Raw genomic sequence first — 17,079 nt, 5'->3', positions numbered from 1 at the left:
CAAGAAGTCCTGTGCTGGTCTCGAGTCGAGCGACCGCAGGAATGGACAGCGTCGCCGTAGGAAGTGGACGGCTAAATATGGCTAATCTTCAGGCTGATTATATCTTTGCAGAGGAATAGTCGGCTCCATTAATGCAGCCTATCGATCCAAGTTAATTATGGCGAAGAAAGAAGCACAAACAGATATATGGGTACACGAGCTACTCAAGTCAGCTCAGATCACGCTTTCCTATCAAGGCTCAGATATCTCTGATCTGGACAAGGCACTGAAAACCGCCTCTAAGGCGGACACAGGGAAGGTGGGCAAGCCTGAGTTTATCGGTGTCGTGAAGGACTTTGTCCTCGTCATCGAGAACAAAGCAGAGACCTCTCAGCATGCATCTCGAGACAAGGATGGTAACTTGCTGGAAGATACTGCAAGCAAACAAGCCTATGCTCTGAATGGTGCACTGCATTATGCGCGGCATATTATCAAGCATACAAGTTATAGGAAGGTCTTCGCTATCGGTGTTTCGGGAGATGAGAAGCGCCATTTGATTACTCCTATTTTTATTGATGATAGCCTCTATTCAAGGGAGCTTCCAAATGTAGAGACCTTTGTCTCCTTCAATGAAGCCAATATTGATTACTACTACCACCGTGAGGTGCTTAAAGAAACCAGTGCGGAAGAAAAGACCACTGCCGAGATTCTCAAAGATGCAAAGACTTTGCACGAGATGCTGTGGAAGGGCGGGCTGACCAATCAAGGGAAGCCCCTTGTTGTGTCGGGAATCTTGCTTGCTCTGCGAGAGGAGAGCTTTAAGGGGTTTTCTGTTGACGACTTGACTGGAGATACTATCAAGTCTGATGGGCAGAAGATTTATGATGCGATTAAGGCTAATCTGATGCGTGCCGATGTGTCGCCTGAAACGAAGCGTGATAAGATTCTCGCTAAGTTTGCTGTGATACGCGATACGCCTAAGATTAATTACAAAGACCCGAAGACTCAGCGTACACTCTTGAGAGAGTACACGGAGTTCTTACGCACGAGTATTCATGGCTCTATCCGATATGCTCAGTCTGCGGATGATTACCTCGGCATGTTCTACGGAGAGTTTATGTCCTACTCGGGGGAAGATGGACAGAGCTTGGGCATCATCCTTACACCAAAGCATATCACCGAGCTCTTCTGTGATCTCATTAGCCTAAAGCCAACAGACCGAGTGCTTGACCCGTGCTGCGGGACTGCTGGCTTCCTGATCGCAGCGATGCACTCAATGCTTAAGCAAACCGATGATGAGGTGGAGCAGCGAGCCATACGCAAGAAGCGTCTTATGGGCATTGAGTTGCAGGACTACATGTTTACCATTGCCACGACCAATATGATTTTGCGAGGCGATGGCAAGAGTAACCTACATAACTTCGACTTTCTTGCCGAGCCTGCATCTAAGATCCAGAAGGATATGCCTTGCACCGTGGGGATGATGAATCCCCCCTATTCGCAAGGGAGCAAGGAGGATCCTGATAAATATGAGATTGCCTTTACGGAGCACTTGCTGGATTCGCTCTGTGAAGATGCACGAGCTGTTGTCATTATACCCCAGTCTGCCGTTACGGGGAAGACTACTAAGGAGAAGGAGATTAAGAAGAATATCCTCAAGAAGCATACACTTGAGGGAGTGATCACCCTCAATACGAATACCTTCTATGGTGTCGGGACGAATCCCTGTATAGCCATTTTTACCGCCCATGTTCCCCATCCACCGCAGAAGAAGTGTAAGTTTATCAACTTTGAGGATGATGGATTTGTCGTAGCTAAGCACGTTGGGCTGGTCGATAATGGGACGGCTACCGACCGCAAGCAGCACCTGCTCGATGTGTGGCATGGACGCACTGAGAGTGAAAGTAAGTTCTGTGTAGAGACCACCATTGAAGCGGAGGATGAATGGCTTCATTCATTCTATTATTTCAATGATGAAATCCCCAGTGAGGAAGACTTCCGTAAGACGATGGCGGACTATCTTACCTTCCAGTTCAATATGATTACCCACGGAAGAGGCTATCTCTTCGACAACGAGAAATGATGAGTAAGGAGTTAAAGCTGACGGATAGGGAGTGGGGAGAGTTCTTTGTTAAAGATCTGTTTAGAGGTATTTCAAGAGGTAGTAGACTAAACCAAAGAGATCGAGAAGAAGGGGATATTCCCTTGATTACAGCCGGAGAAGAGTTTAATGGGATCTCTTCATTTATATCTAATGTAGCACAGAGAGAATTTTGTCCAGCAATCACGCTTGATATGTTCGCAAATGCCTTTTATCAAGGATATAAGTTTAAGTGTGATGACAATATCTCTGTGTTAAACTTAGATAACTCGGTTTCCCAATCTAAGTATATCTATCTTTTTCTTGTTGTAGCTTTATCTCGTCTGAAGGAGAAGTATTCGTATGCTAAGCAAGTTAGGCCTCATCGCTTAACCCGAGAGCGCCTGCTCCTCCCCATTCAATCAGATGGCACGCCTGACTGGGAGTTTATGTCAGCCTTTATGCAGCGAGTGGAGCATGAGACTCTCAGCAAAGCCGTAGCATTCTTCAGACTGAAGGAGTGTGATAATATGTTAATGGGGGGGGGGGTAAATGTTGCCCTTCTACATAGGAGATGTTCTATCTATTGAGAATGGCGTACGCCTCACCAAGGCCGATATGCGCGAGGGTATAAGACCTTTCATTGGGGCTTCTGAATCCAATAATGGAGTGACGGGCTTCATTGATAATACGAACTCCAGTCAGGCAAGCAATGTCCTTGGGGTGAATTATAATGGTAGTGTTGGCTTCTCCTTCTACCATCCTTACGAGGCTCTCTTCTCGGATGACGTGAAGCGTGTGCGCTGGAAGGATGAAGAGGCAAACAATAAGTACACCTTACTCTATCTGTCCACAGCGATCTCACAGCAGAAAGGGAAGTATGCGTACGGCTACAAGTTCAATGCGCAGCGGATGAAGCGCCAACTTATTCTACTTCCAGTCCTTGATGATGGTACCCTTGATTATGCTCTGATGGAGCATACAATGAGGGTAATGGAGTATGAGGCGCTCCGTAAATATATGAGCCAAATGGCAGTGTGATGAAGGTCTTGCTCTCGAGAAGGTGCTGTATAGTATCGGGAATACTGTTCTAATAAATCGTAGCCATCTACGCCGATTTCGGGGTGATAGCCCTCCTTCTTGTGCGATCAGCAGAGGAGGCTTTTCCCAGAATAACGAAGCTACGTGGGATGGCGAAGCCTACGAGTAAGCCCGCATGATGAGCGTCCTATGAATACAAATAAGCTGACCATCCTCGAGCGCTTTGCTGAGAAGCCCGAGCCGTCCCCTCGCGTGTGGGAGTGCTATGGTAGAGAGCAGGTCGCTCTGGAGATGCAGGCACGCTTTTGTCGGCAAGAAATGTCCCGAGAGGAGGCGGATCGCTTGCGGTCCTATCCATACGCTGGGACTACCTTGTCCTATCCCCTCCCCAATCAAGGGGTTACTGAGCTTTGCGGCCCTGCGGCTATTGCCTACGATCTGATGCTCACGGATCCAGTGGCTTATATATCCGCTATGCTCTCCCTCTACGAGACGGGGATATGTGCTGTCGGGGACCTCTATCTGCAGGCAAGCAAGGGACTGCGAGGGAGTTCCCGTGAAGGGATCTCGGGCATCGACTGGATGTTCTTAGGCGCGATGCGAGAGGGGCGGAATATGCTCTTCGGGGTGGATGGCAAGGCTGGGCCGTTAGCGCTATTTAGTCCGCCGAAGGATATGCTGTATTGGCTGAGGAGCATCTACCCGAATGAGCACTTTGTACAGAGGTTGAGCTTCGTGGGGTGGGGCTCCGAGAGAGCGCATCGCAAAGCCATTATCGAAGCGCTGAGGAAGCCGACCCGATCGTTTCTGCTCATTGACTCGAAGCTGATCAAGGCGGACTCCAAAGGCAACCGCATCGCTCGCCTTCATTGGATCGTCATCAAGCCCGGGACGGCGGTATGGTCAGACGACGGGGAGCGTGTATCGTTCACCTACTTTACTTGGGGAGCCGAGCGGGTAGGGCGCTTCCGCATGAAGGACCTCATCAAGTATCTATACGTCACGATCGTGAGGGAGTAGCCTTCTCCCAATCATATACACGCCAAGAGGCTGGAGAGTGGATGCTCTCCAGCCTCTTGGCTATTCGTGTGTCGGGGCGATAGGGTCGGCTACGACCTCGCTCTGCGATTGCGGGGGTGATAGCGCTCGACCTGCTCGCGGAGCTTGGTGCGGTCGATGTGGGTGTAGATCTCCGTCGTCGCTACATCCTCGTGACCGAGGAGGAGCTGAATAGCTTGGAGGTTCGCGCCGCCCTCGAGGAGCGCTGTGGCGAAGCTGTGACGGAAGGTGTGGGGGCTGATCTTCTTCTCTACGCCCGCCATCTCGGCGGCTTCGCGCACCATGACGAAGACGGTGATGCGGGAGATGGCTTGCCCACGACGGCTGAGGAAGACGTAGTCCTCTTGCCCACGCTTTGGGGTGGCACGGTCGGGATCACGGAGGTAGCGGGTAACCTCGGCGATGGCGGAGTCACTCAGCGGGACGAGGCGCTGCTTGCTCCCCTTGCCCTGTATGCGCAGATAGCCCTCGTCGAGGAAGAGGTCGGGGAAGGTCAGGTGGCACAGCTCGCTCACACGTAGCCCGCAGCTGAAGAGCACCTCGATGATGGCACGATTGCGCTGGCCCTCGACACCGCCCTTGCTCCCTGCGGCCTCGATGATGCGGTCGACCTCGGCGGTCGTCAGCACGGTCGGCAGATAGCGCCCCTTGCGTGGCACCTCGAGGAGTGCTGTGGGGTCGCTATCTACATAGCCCTCGAGGAGGAGATAGCGCCCGAAGGAGCGGATACCCGAGATGATGCGCGAGATCGACGTCGGGCCGATGCCCAGATCATGGAGCGTGGCGATGAAGTGCTGCAGTCGTGGATAGTCGATGGCTTCGATGCTAAGACCTTCGACGTCCATGTAGCTGAGGAGTTTATCGACGTCGCTGAGGTAAGCCTCACACGTATTCTCTGAGAGGCCGAGCTCGAAGCGTAGGTGCGAGAGGAACTGCGTGCGTATATCGTCAGGGAGCATTCAAAAAGTGAGAATTTTAATTTATCTTTGCAAAGGTAAGAAGACAATAGGAATACCCCCGAAATAACGAATGTGGATAGAGATCATTAACGGGCCGAACCTTGCTCGGATCGGCCAGCGTGAGCCCAGCATCTACGGCACGATGTCGATGGACACTTGCCTGGAGCAGCTGCACCAGCGCTATGATCACCAGCTTCGTCTGACCTATTTCCAGTCGAACCATGAGGGGGCGCTCCTTGACAGGCTCTATGAGCTGCACGATGCCGGTGCTGACGCCATCATCCTCAATGCCGGTGCCTATACCCATACCTCCTTGGCCTTGGCCGATGCCCTCCGGGCTATCACTCCCCCCACTATCGAAGTCCATATATCCAATATCTATAAGCGTGAGCCTATCCGCCAGCGCTCCCTCATCGCAGAGGCCTGCCGAGGGACGATCTCGGGCTTCGGTCTCGATGGATACCGCTTAGCCATCGAAGCCGTGTGTGGGGGCTTACCTCTACCGACCCACGAATAAATTACTCCAATTAAGCATTATGAAGAAAACTAAGATTGTAGCTACTATCTCGGATCTGCGCTGCGACGTAGAATTCATCCGTCCGCTCGTCGAAGCTGGCGTGAACGTCGTACGTATGAACACCGCCCACATGACGAAGGAGGGTATCACCCAGGTCATCAACAATACGCGTACTGTATCGCCCAGCGTCGCTGTCCTCCTGGACACGAAGGGTCCCGAAGTCCGCACGACGGTCCTCGAAGGTGACGCAGAAGTCAAGCGCGAATTCCACGCTGGTGACAAGGTCATCTTCCAGGCTAACCCCGAAGCAAAGACCAACAACGAAGTCATCAACGTGAACTACGTGAACTTCGTCCACGACGTACCCGTAGGTGCTCGCATCCTCCTCGACGACGGTGCTCTTGCCTTCGACGTAGAGAAGAAGGAAGGCGACAAGCTCTTCACGACCTGTCAGAACAACGGTAAGCTCGGTAGCCGCAAGAGCGTCAATGTCCCTGGCGTACGCATCGACCTGCCCTCACTCACCGAGAAGGACCGTGGCAACATCCTGCACTCTATCCCCCAGAAGATCGAGTTCATCGCTCACTCTTTCGTCCGTAACAAGAAGGACATCGAGGAGATCCAGACGATCCTCGACGAGCACAAGAGCGACATCAAGATCATCGCTAAGATCGAGAACCAGGAAGGTGTCGACAACATCGACGAGATCATCGACTCTTGCTATGGTATCATGATCGCTCGTGGTGACCTCGCTATCGAAGTCCCCGCTGAGAAGGTCCCCTCCATCCAGCGTATGATCATCAAGAAGTGTATCGCTGCTAAGAAGCCCGTCATCGTCGCTACGCAGATGCTCCACACGATGATCGACAACCCCCTGCCTACGCGTGCAGAGGTCAGCGACATCGCTAACGCTGTCTACTACCGCACCGACGCAGTCATGCTCTCTGGTGAGACGGCTAATGGTAAGTACCCCCTCGAGGCTGTCCAGACGATGGCAAGCATCATCCGTGAGGCTGAGAAGACCCTCGAGCGCGAATACAACGACGAAGTGCCTTACTCTAAGGAAGTGAGCACCACGACGGCCTTCCTCTCTAAGCAGGCTGTACGTAGCGTCGAGCAGATCGACACGCAGGCTATCATCACCGATAGCTTCACCGGTCGTACGGCTCGCTACCTCTCTTCCTTCCGTGCTACGGTCCCCGTCTGCGCTGTCTGCTATGATCCTACTCTGGCTCGTCAGCTGGCTCTCAGCTACGGTGTGACGGCTCACTACGCTGAAGACGCTGCTTGCCCAGGCTCACGTCTGGCTGCAGGTATCAAGAGCTTCATCGAGTCAGGCCTCATCAGCGAAGACACGCAGGCTGCTTATATGAGCGGTACGATCGGTCAGTCGGGTGCTGCTCACTCGCTCGAGATCGACACGGTCAAGGAGATCCTCGCTAAGAACGCTAAGTAATTCGGCACTTCGCTGAATACCTCTTTACGGGGCCACTACCGAAAGATATCGGTAGTGGCCTCGTCGCTTTCTCCTCCTGTGAGTAGCCGCGTTCCCACCGCATCCCTCGTGCTGTGGATAGCTCCATGGTCCGCTTTAGGGGAGGCCGTAGGCACTATGCCCCGATGTATTCAAGTATGTACTATATTTGCGTCGAGAAAAGTAGAGTTATGCCTTCCCTATGAGGAGCTGCCTCGCCTGTCCAATACGTATATATATTAAGTCCCCCCATTTCATAGAGATGAAAGCACTAAGGAACTCCTCCTATTTGGCTTTGGTTGCCTTGATGGCTCTCAGCATTAGCTCCTGTAAGGAGAAGGATGATCCAGACCATCCATCACCAGATCGGAAGATCGCATCCGAGGGTACTTACCCCAAATTCACGTACCTCCGTGCGGTAGAGCCTAAGACCTTGCCAGCAGAGCGCTATCTGGGGCAGTGCTTCGACCTTGTAGGACATACGGCTAATGATGCTGGGGGCTTTACGCGGCGGAGTGTCTTGGATGAGAAGCGCATCGCTTCTAATGATCCATGGTCTCCTTTTGGTCGGGCTATTACCCCTACACTTCGTGTGCCACGGCATACCGAGCTTAATGTCCTGCCTGAGGAGCGCTCCTTTAAGCGGACTTATCAGTCCTCCGCGGATAAGCCATTCAGTGACTCAATGGTCGTAGCGGTAGGTCCGGGCTACGAGAAGGTGACTTGCTCTTATGGCAATAGGAGATACTCTGTAGGGAGCCTGCAGCGGTATGTCTATCGCTATACTACGGGGTATAAATATCTCTACGAGCGATATGAAGTAGCAGATCCGATGGACTATGAGTTCTATCTGAGTAAGCGTTTCGTGAGAGATCTTAAAGTGCTTTCGGCAGCTGAACTGGTGGAGAAATATGGGACGCATGTCGTGACTTCATATTCCACGGGTGCCTCTCAAGACTTGGCCGTGGCTGCTAACTCATCACTATTCACTGAGAGTGAAGTCATGGCTATTCATGGTGCGCTTTGGGTAGGAGGGGGGATTCTATCTCCTGAGCTCCAGAAGAAGGTGAGCAACAACTATTCGCAGTTGGGGGTAACCTATCTACAGTCTGGCAGTAAGTACGAGCCAAACCTCAGCTCACTCATAGATCCAGGCTATACGGTGGGGCAGTATGATCAGCGTCTCTTCCAAGAGCAGATCAATGCCAATGCGCACACGACGTTCTTAGAGCTTGAAGAAGGGAATCCTTCGATCCCCTCGCTTATCTCAGATATTCCGCTGAAGGTAAAGTACTTCTCTGGGATCTTAGACTTGGTGCGACCTAGCAAACTGAGGAGTACGATGTATGTCTTATCTAACCCCGAGACCTATGAGACGATCCCTTACCAGTCGACCAGTCTGAATGTAATGCTCCCTCGCTATGAGAGTACTCAGGCCTATATCTACATCGGCCCGGACTCCCATCGTACTTTAGATGAGCCTGATCAAACACCAATTAGATGGAGGGCTACCCTCCAGCAGTCGGGCTTGTGGACCTTCCAGAGTCTTAAGTCCTCGAAGTATCTGTGCCGAGACTTCGTCCAGCGAACGGAGCAGGAAGATACAGGTAATTTGCGCTTCTGGGGGCTTAACCCTATAGTTTCTACTGGTGCAAAGAGCTGGGTTTCTTTGGCAAATCTCCTCATTCGTAAGAGCTGATTATTCACTCCTAAATAGTGCTTCACCCCCCTATTGCTATGCTTGCTATAGGGGGGTGAAGTGCATCTAATAGCAGAGGGAGAGTGGGTGTTGGTATTGCCTTGGCGGCACAGCGAATGCGGCGGCTCGAGAGGAAGCCGCGGCATTGTCGTATCTTTGATAAGATTATTACATTTGGATAAGTAGCCTCCGTGCCGAAGCTAAGCCCAGTAAAAGCCCTCGGTACGTGAGCCCTAAGATGCATAGATGAAAGATATATTCATGTTGATCCGCCGCTTCATCGCTCCTTATTATAAGGGGTACTTGAGCCTTGCGGTGCTCTTCAACATCCTGAGCGCTCTGCTCAATCTGGTGGCCTTCGCCCTCGTGATGCCCATCCTCAATATCCTCTTCCAGATCGAGGAGCGGGTGACGACTTATATCCCCTTCAGCTCGCTTGACCTCACCACTCAAGCGGGTTGGTCGCAGATGAAGGAGGTGGTGACGAATAACTTCGGCTACTTCGTCTCTCAGCTCATCGAGACCGAGGGAGCCTCCTACACGCTCATCATCCTCGGTATCTATCTGGTGCTGATGACGCTCCTGAAGGTCGGTGCTACCTACCTCGGGGGCTTCTTCCTGGTGCCTATCCGTACGGGGGTCGTCCGTGACCTGCGCAATCAGCTCAATGCAAAGATCTTGGCTCTGCCACTGGGCTTCTTCAGCGAAGAGCGCAAGGGTGACGTGCTGGCTCGTATCACGGGGGACGTCGGGGAGGTGGAGAACTCCGTGATGAGTTCGCTCGATCTCCTTCTGAAGAACCCTATCCTCATCTTTGTCTACCTCGGCTCGATGCTCGTCATCAGCTGGCAGCTCACCCTCTTCGTCTTCCTCGTCCTGCCCATCGCGGGCTTCGTCATGGGACGCGTAGGGAAGTCGCTCAAGCGCACCAGCCTCGAGGCACAGAACCAGTGGGGGCAGCTCATCAGTCAGGTCGAAGAGACACTCGGCGGGCTGCGTATCGTCAAGGCCTTCACTGCGGAGGAGTTCGTCGACAAGCGCTTCCGTGACTCCAACGAGGAGTACCGCCAGACGGTCATCGGTGTGAACCGCCGTCAGCTCCTCGCGCACCCCGTGAGTGAGCTCCTCGGTACAGCGACCATCGCTATCGTGCTGTGGTATGGCGGCTCGCTCATTCTCAATCGTGATAGCAGCATCGATGCCTCGACCTTCATCTACTATCTCGTCATCTTCTACAGCCTCATCAACCCGCTGAAGGACCTCAGCAAGGGTGCCTATGCTATACGCCGTGGTATGGGCTCGATGGAGCGTGTCGACCGCATCCTCCAGGCCGAGAGCACGATCACAGACCCCGCTCAGCCTAAGCCCGTCGTCTTCAACGATGCGATCCGCCTGGAGAAGGTCTCCTTCCGCTACGCTGAGGAGTGGGTGCTACGTGACGTAGACCTCACGATCCGCAAGGGGCAGACCGTCGCACTCGTCGGGCATTCGGGCTCGGGGAAGAGCACGCTCGTGGACCTCATCCCGCGCTTCTACGATGTCGTCGAGGGGCGCATCACCATCGATGGTACGGATATTCGTGAGGTCGCGGTAGCTGATCTGCGCCGCCTCATGGGGAACGTCAATCAGGAGCCCATCCTCTTCAATGCTTCGGTCTTTGAGAATATCGCCTTCGGTGTCGAGGGCGCTACCCTCGAGAAGGTGCGTCAGGCTGCCGAGGTCGCGCATGCCGATGAGTTCATCAATGAGATGCCCGCAGGCTATGATACCAATATCGGCGACCGTGGGGGTAAGCTCTCCGGTGGCCAGCGTCAGCGCCTCTCTATCGCCCGTGCCGTCTACAAGAATCCCCCGATCCTCATCCTCGACGAAGCTACTTCGGCCCTCGATACCAAGAGCGAGCGCCTTGTGCAGAGTGCCTTGGATCACCTCATGGAGGGCCGTACGACCATCGTCATCGCCCACCGCCTCTCGACGATCATCCATGCCGACGTCATCTGCGTCGTCGATGACGGACGTATCGTCGAGCAGGGTACGCACGACGAGCTCCTCGCCCTCGGAGGGCACTACGCCAAGCTGCATGCTATCCAAGTCAAATCCTAAGCGGACACAGAGATGAAGCGTAATCCTGTCAAGTACAACTATACCGATACCTTCCGCGCGGCCCTCGAGCTCGCTGCCGAGCACGCCAAGGAGCTGCGCTGTGGTGAGATCACGAATGACCTCCTCCTGTGGGGGGTGCTCAGCGAAGGCACCAGCGCCGCTATCCGCTTCCTGATGGATCGTAATATCTCCGTGAAGGAGGTGCTACGCGAGGTGGACGAGCATATCCAGTCCGACGATAAGGAAGATCCCGCACACGTCTTCTACAGCATCGAAGCGCATAGCACGCTGGCGCGTGCGGCGCAGATCTCCACGCTCCTCGGGGCGCAGGCCATCAGTGCGCTGCACCTCCTCTATAGCCTATACTTCTGTTCGCCCCCGACGCTCCTCACGCATTACCTCGTCGCCCACCGCATCAACGAGCATACCGACCCCCAGCTCCATCGTGTCGCTATGCTCCTTGAGGGCAGTAAGACTACCGCTGAGGAGAGTGCTCCAAAGCTCGTAGAGCCCAAGCCAAGCCAGCCCGCCTCGGATAAACCTTCAGCGCAGGCCCAGGCGATCGTCTTATCCCAAGACCGCGTCCGCCGTATCCCCATCCGCATAGATCTGGCGCAGATGAAGGGATCCTCACTCGGTGGCGATGGCGAACTGCCACCCAGCGACGAACTCCTGCAGGCACTCGCTGAGAGCATCAGCACGCAGGTCGACCGCATGCTCGGTAAGCTCCCTGAGGGCGAAGAAACCCCGAAGGATGGGAGCTTCCCCTACGCTGACTTCGGTCGCCGTGTGACGAGCACTGCCCCCACGACCCATGAGGGGAAGGTGGAGCCGATGCCCTACGACGATGAAGCGCGTGACCTCATACAGATACTCTCCCGCGAGAGCTACCCCTCGGTGGTCTTGGTGCACGAGCTCCATGACAGCCCCGAGCCTATCATCAAGGCGCTCGTTCGCCATATGGACCGCCGTGCTGAGCTGGATGCTAAGGGTGGCAGTGCGAGTGTAGCCGATAAGCTGAGTGCCACGCCACAGGGCTTCCGCTACCAGTCGGTGCTGGAGCTTGACCCGCTGCGCTTAGCCTCTGCGAGCCAGATGATGGGTGGGGCAGAGCAGTACCTGCAGTCACTCTTTGAGCGACTCAAGGCCGATCCCTCTGTACTCCTATATATCGGTGATCTCAGCCTCCTGAAGCCCCTCGGTCGTACGGGTGGTGAAGTCTTGGAGGCCCTCTTTGTGGGGCTTGCGAAGCGTCGTATGCAGTGTATCGCTCACGCTACTCCCGCTACCTACAGTCAGTCGGTCGAGCGCAGTGAAGCTGCTTCGCTTAGTACGGCGAAGTATATCATCAAGCCCCTCGAGGGTGAGGCACTCCGTAAGGCCTACGAGCGACGCCGTGCCTTCCTCGCGGATTACCACTCGGTGAGCTATCAGACGCCCTATGAGGAACTGCTGGCACTCGCTCAGCGCTACTTCCCGCAGGAGCCAGCGCTCTACGTCCTCGGAGAGATCCTTGATGCTGCTGCCAGCGAGACGCGTCGCCGTCTGCATCGCCACTTCTATGGCATGACGAGCGGCACGCGAAGCAAGGGGACTGTCAGCCGTGATGACCTCTTGCAGGGCCTGGCTCGTCGCCTCAATATCCCCGTGGAGCAGATCGAGGACAAGACCGAGCTTCAGCGCCTACGTGAGCTCCCCGCGAAGCTCCGCAGCCGCATCATCGGGCAGGATAATGCTGTGGCGGTCGTCAGCCGTGCCGTGCAGCGTGCCCGTCTTGGGCTGCGTGACGGACAGCATCCCATCGCTTCCTTCCTCTTCCTTGGCCCGACGGGCGTAGGGAAGACCTATCTGGCGAAGGCGCTGGCGAAGGAAGTCTTCGGCAGTGAAGAGGCGCTGGTGCGTATCGATATGAGTGAGTTCGCTGAGCGTCATAGCGTCTCCCGACTCATCGGCCCTCCTCCTGGCTACATCGGCTACGGCAATGGTGGCGAGCTCACGGAGCCCGTGCGTACCCGCCCCCATCGCTTGGTCCTCCTCGACGAGATCGAGAAGGCCCATCCCGATATCTATAACCTCCTCCTGCAGGTCCTCGACGATGGCCGTCTGACGGACTCGGAGGGGCGTACGGCGGACTTCCGCAATACGATCATCATCATGACGAGCAATGTCGGTTCGCGCGAAGCGAAGGACTTTGCCCGCTCCGTCGGCTTCTCCGGCCTTAGCAATGGGCAGGAGCGTAGCGAAGGCATTGTCCGCAAGGCGCTGGAGCGCACCTTCAGCCCCGAGTTCTTGGGTCGTCTGGACGGTACGATCGCCTTCGAGAGCCTCTCAGATGAGTCCCTCCTGCAGATCGTCTCGCTGGAGCTGAAGCCTATCGTAGAGCGCCTCGCTGCCTCGGGCTATGGCCTGACGCTCACTGAGGAGGCCAAGCGCTTCGTCGGTATCGATGAGGCGCATCGCGCTCTCGGAGCCCGCCTCGTGCGCCGTCGTCTGCAGCAGCTCGTGGAGGATCCCTGCGTCGAGCACATCCTCGAGGAGAAGCTCCATGCGGGTGAGACCTTCGTCGTCAGCCTCGGGAAGGACGGCGAGCTCGTCTACGCGATCCAGCCCAGCCGTACTGCCGACGCCCCGACGCGAGCAAAGAAAGCTCCTGCTACCCTGAAGTCAAAGAAATCTTGACGATGCCCCAAACACTTGTCACTGAAGAGGAGCTCCAGCGTGCGCTGGCTGACCCGGAGCGCCGGCGAAGCGCCTTCACCACGGTCGTGCGCCTCTACTCGCAGCAGATCTACTGGCAGATACGCCGTATGGTCTACAACCACGACGATACCGATGACCTCGTGCAGAACGTCTTCATCAAGGCCTGGGTGGCTATCGAAGGCTTCCGTGGCGAGGCGAAGATCTCCACGTGGCTCTACCGAATCGCCCTCTACGAAGCCCTGAACTTCCTCAAGAAGCGTCGTCACGAAGAGGAGAACGTCATCTCCCCCTCGGAGGAGGGTGACTCGCTCTACCTGCTGGATCGCCTCACGGCCGACGAGTACTTCGATGCCGATGAGGCAGAGGTGCGCCTGCAGAAGGCTATATTGAGCCTACCTGCCAAGCAGCAGTTGGTCTTCCGCCTGCGCTACTACGACGAGATGCCCTACGACCAGATGGCCGCACTTACCGGCACGTCTGAGGGCGCGCTCAAGGCCTCCTACCACCACGCGATGAAGAAGGTAACCGAAGAACTTCAACGCAGCGAATAAACCTTTTCCCCTACCAGTTGTCACACAGAGTGAAGCCCCGATAAGGGCGCATGTATTTAGAGATGAATAAGCAAACCAACCTACCTACTCCCGCCGAGAGTCGTGGGCACTATAGCGTCCCCGAGGGCTACTTTGATAGCCTCGAGGAGCGTATCATGGCGAAGATCCCCGAGGAGACCCCCGAGGAAGTCGCCGAAGCTCCTCGCGTCAGTCTATGGATGCGCCTGCGCCCCATCGCTTATCTGGCGGCGATGTTTGTCTCGATGAACCTCATCTTCCGTGCCTTCGCACCGAAGACTGCCGAGGATAAGTCCGTCGCTACGGCCCAGACTGAGGTCAGTAGCGAAGATGAGTATGCCAACTACTACGCTGACTACGGTGAGCGCATGACGGCCGTAGCAGGCTATGACTCCTACTACAATTCGCTCCTCTCCGACTTCGGGACGATGACGAATACCTCCTTTACTACCACCCGCTAACCCCTACGAAGACAATGAAGCGAATCCTTTATATCCTTTGCTCCATCCTCCTCCTGACGGGTGGGCTGTCCGCGCAAGCCAAGAAGAAGGGCGCCGACCATCATAAGGATATGCGCGAGAAGGTGCGTGCTGAGAAGCGTGCCTTCCTGATGCGTGAGCTCTCCCTCACCGCTGGCGAAGTCGATGCACTGATGCCCGTGCTAAACGAACTTGACGATAAGCGCTTCGCTCTATGGCGCTCGACCGAAACCCTCGGCCGCCGTGTACGTCAGGGCGACAAGACGCTGACCGAAGCCGAGCTGAATACCTTCCTCGAGCAGATGCTGGACTTCCACGTCCGCGAAGCCGAGCTGGAGCGCACCTATTACCTGCGCTGTCGCTCCTCACTCCCCGCAGACAAGCTCGTGCGCCTACCGATGGTCTGCAAGGACTTCGCCCGCCGCTTCTTCGAGCGTCACAAGCGATAGCACCCGCCTCGCTCCCTCCTTTATTGTATATAGAGAAGTTGGCACCCATCTGCGGGTGCCAACTTTTTTTGTGGCCGTGTGCAAGCTGTGCACTTCCCTCATGGGGTGGTGCGAACCTATATGAGACTGTTGCGGCAGAGTCCTACCCTCTATTTTTATTGTGCTAAGGCATCGCACGCCCAGCTCCCCGATATGCCTCTCTGAAGTGATACGCAAGCCCTTCGCCTTATCGCGAGTATTCCTCTTATCCAGCGGAGGGAAAAGTGTCCTTCTTGTGAAGAAAAAAGCGCCTTCCCGTAGTGTTTTTTTCGCATCTACGTACGTAGTCTTAAAGACCAGGCACGTCAGTCCAAATATCCACGCACGTAGATTTATCGTCCACGTACGTAGTCCAAACTTATCTGCTACTCGTCCACAACTTTTATCCCTACGCGGAGTAGCAGCCTAATATAGGTCACTTCACAATGCTATATAGCTTGCTGCGCCATCCTATATAGGTCGGTGATGCAACCAATATAGGTTCACTCACTGACCTATATAGGTTCACACCACCCACCACTATTGGTTAGTATCCGCTCCTTGCAAACTAGCTGATGCTGAGGAGGGCTTATTCTCTTCTTCTGAAGCTCACTGCTTGACGGCAATGGTGGATAAGTTTGCAAACTCCCTCACGAAGCGATCCCGTGAGCTGTCGGAGGTGGTGCGAGTGACGAGGGATATACCTTGAGTAAAAAGCCCCACGTTATTAAGGTGAATGCGCCCAACACCTGAAGCTCGGAAGGGCAGAAAGTAGGTCGGGGACTGCACAGATACTGCGCGCTTGTGCAGTGTTGGCGTTTGTATCTATTTGGTTATCTTTGCATTTGTCGCATGGTGTATGCTTTGCATCCGTGCACACCGACGGGAGGCGCGCTCCCGCCAGGTATTATCATTAATGTAGTATCAAAAGCTGGTATGACAAGAAAAAGAATGCGACTGTTATGCGCATCTCTGTGTCTGGCTGCCACGACACTCCCTGCCTGGGCTGCAACGCCCCCCTCAGGGAAGGCCCAGACACCGAAGAAGGAGACACGCACGACAGCCGGTCAGCAGGCAAGCACCACTGGTGAACACCTGCTCCTGGCCGACCGACTCGAGATCAAGAATCGTCTCTCCAAGGAGAAGCAGCGTCGCGAGGCTGATCTGAAAGCTAAGAAGCAAAACGAAGATCTCGAGGCACCGGCCTCCGAGCTCTACGGCGAAGAGTCCTGGGGAAGTCACGTAAACCCCTTCGCAGGTATGTCGGTCAACATCCCCGACCGCCAAGACATCGACCTGCAGGAATTCGTGATGCCCATCGCCACCCACCAAGTCACCTCGAACTACGGCTATCGCCATAGCTTCGGGCGTATGCACTACGGGACGGACCTCAAGCTGAGCCACGGGGACACGATACGTGCAGCCTTCTCTGGGAAGGTGCGTATCAAGTCCTACGAAGGTGGAGGCTACGGCAACTACGTCGTCATCCGCCACCCCAATGGTCTGGAGACGGTCTACGGACACATGAGCCGCTCCATCGTCCGCGAAGGGACAGTCGTCCGCGCTGGTGACCCCATCGGTCTCGGCGGTAGCACGGGCCGCTCTACTGGGCCCCACCTCCACTTCGAAGCACGCTTCATGGGTATCCCCATCGACCCATCGGACCTCTTCGACTTCCAGGCAGGTGTCCCACGCTACGACATCTTCGCCTTCGTCAAGGGTGCCTATCGCACGCCTCGCTCTTTCGCAGTAGCTAAGGCAGCTGCCAAGCCTAAGAAGAGTGGCGAGGCGAACGAAGAGCAGTTCAAGACGCACCGCATCAAGAAGGGCGAGACCGTCCGCGCTATCGCAGCTCAGTATGGCGTCTCGGTAAGCAAGCTCTGCCGCACCAACGGCATCTCCGCCCGCGCCAAGCTCTCCACAGGGCGTACCCTCCGCATCCCGAGCTAAAGC

14 protein-coding genes are annotated in these 17,079 nt (G+C 55.2%); 13 read left to right on the top strand and 1 reads right to left on the bottom strand.

Annotated features, from left to right (window positions below; genetic code table 11):
• The first annotated feature begins 157 nt into the window (after positions 1 to 157).
• From HMPREF1121_RS08040 to HMPREF1121_RS08025, 4 genes are all read left to right on the top strand, one after another.
• Entirely contained in the window at positions 158 to 2,062 is a 1,905-nt protein-coding gene (locus HMPREF1121_RS08040) for an HsdM family class I SAM-dependent methyltransferase (RefSeq protein WP_044115735.1), read from the top strand.
• Complete coding sequence (locus HMPREF1121_RS08035; RefSeq protein ID WP_044115734.1) at positions 2,059 to 2,649, top strand: restriction endonuclease subunit S; 591 nt, start codon at positions 2,059 to 2,061, stop codon at positions 2,647 to 2,649. The genes HMPREF1121_RS08040 and HMPREF1121_RS08035 overlap by 4 nt, the downstream gene beginning before the upstream one ends.
• Positions 2,650 to 2,677: 28 nt before the next feature.
• Positions 2,678 to 3,100, top strand: coding sequence for a restriction endonuclease subunit S (locus HMPREF1121_RS08030; RefSeq protein ID WP_232223771.1), 423 nt, complete (start codon positions 2,678 to 2,680; stop codon positions 3,098 to 3,100).
• A 189-nt stretch (positions 3,101 to 3,289) separates the two neighbouring features.
• The gene (locus tag HMPREF1121_RS08025; RefSeq protein ID WP_044115732.1) at positions 3,290 to 4,120 is read left to right on the top strand and encodes a hypothetical protein; all 831 of its coding nucleotides are present in this window, start codon (positions 3,290 to 3,292) and stop codon (positions 4,118 to 4,120) included.
• A gap of 89 nt (positions 4,121 to 4,209) precedes the next feature.
• On the opposite strand, the gene HMPREF1121_RS08020 is transcribed toward HMPREF1121_RS08025, so the two are convergent.
• On the bottom strand, positions 4,210 to 5,118 hold the full coding sequence (locus HMPREF1121_RS08020; RefSeq protein ID WP_044115731.1) for a site-specific tyrosine recombinase: 909 nt from the start codon (positions 5,116 to 5,118) through the stop codon (positions 4,210 to 4,212).
• A gap of 70 nt (positions 5,119 to 5,188) precedes the next feature.
• Here HMPREF1121_RS08020 and HMPREF1121_RS08015 point away from each other — a divergent pair, with 70 nt between their 5' ends.
• From HMPREF1121_RS08015 to HMPREF1121_RS07975, 9 genes are all read left to right on the top strand, one after another.
• Positions 5,189 to 5,635, top strand: a complete 447-nt coding sequence (locus HMPREF1121_RS08015; RefSeq protein ID WP_009432697.1) for a type II 3-dehydroquinate dehydratase — start codon at positions 5,189 to 5,191, stop codon at positions 5,633 to 5,635.
• 19 nt (positions 5,636 to 5,654) lie between these two features.
• The gene (pyk, locus tag HMPREF1121_RS08010) at positions 5,655 to 7,091 is read left to right on the top strand and encodes a pyruvate kinase (RefSeq protein ID WP_044115730.1); all 1,437 of its coding nucleotides are present in this window, start codon (positions 5,655 to 5,657) and stop codon (positions 7,089 to 7,091) included.
• A gap of 280 nt (positions 7,092 to 7,371) precedes the next feature.
• Positions 7,372 to 8,808 (top strand): MACPF domain-containing protein, encoded by a 1,437-nt coding sequence (locus HMPREF1121_RS08005; RefSeq protein ID WP_044115729.1) that lies wholly within the window; start codon positions 7,372 to 7,374, stop codon positions 8,806 to 8,808.
• A gap of 246 nt (positions 8,809 to 9,054) precedes the next feature.
• Complete coding sequence (locus HMPREF1121_RS08000) at positions 9,055 to 10,911, top strand: ABC transporter ATP-binding protein (protein ID WP_044115728.1); 1,857 nt, start codon at positions 9,055 to 9,057, stop codon at positions 10,909 to 10,911.
• A 12-nt stretch (positions 10,912 to 10,923) separates the two neighbouring features.
• A complete protein-coding gene (locus HMPREF1121_RS07995; RefSeq protein ID WP_044115727.1) occupies positions 10,924 to 13,590 on the top strand; it encodes an AAA family ATPase in 2,667 nt (888 codons plus the stop codon).
• Between the two features lie 2 nt (positions 13,591 to 13,592).
• The gene (locus HMPREF1121_RS07990; protein ID WP_044115726.1) at positions 13,593 to 14,162 is read left to right on the top strand and encodes an RNA polymerase sigma factor; all 570 of its coding nucleotides are present in this window, start codon (positions 13,593 to 13,595) and stop codon (positions 14,160 to 14,162) included.
• Between the two features lie 62 nt (positions 14,163 to 14,224).
• On the top strand, positions 14,225 to 14,641 hold the full coding sequence (locus HMPREF1121_RS07985) for a hypothetical protein (protein WP_052353655.1): 417 nt from the start codon (positions 14,225 to 14,227) through the stop codon (positions 14,639 to 14,641).
• Positions 14,642 to 14,655: 14 nt separating this feature from the next.
• Positions 14,656 to 15,108, top strand: a complete 453-nt coding sequence (locus tag HMPREF1121_RS07980; RefSeq protein WP_044115725.1) for a hypothetical protein — start codon at positions 14,656 to 14,658, stop codon at positions 15,106 to 15,108.
• Positions 15,109 to 16,077: 969 nt separating this feature from the next.
• Entirely contained in the window at positions 16,078 to 17,076 is a 999-nt protein-coding gene (locus tag HMPREF1121_RS07975; RefSeq protein ID WP_084152035.1) for a peptidoglycan DD-metalloendopeptidase family protein, read from the top strand.
• The last annotated feature ends 3 nt before the right edge of the window (positions 17,077 to 17,079 follow it).

It is taken from the genome of Porphyromonas sp. KLE 1280 (assembly GCF_000700805.1).
Lineage (GTDB): Bacteria > Bacteroidota > Bacteroidia > Bacteroidales > Porphyromonadaceae > Porphyromonas > Porphyromonas pasteri.
This window is presented reverse-complemented; position numbering and strand designations above follow the sequence as displayed.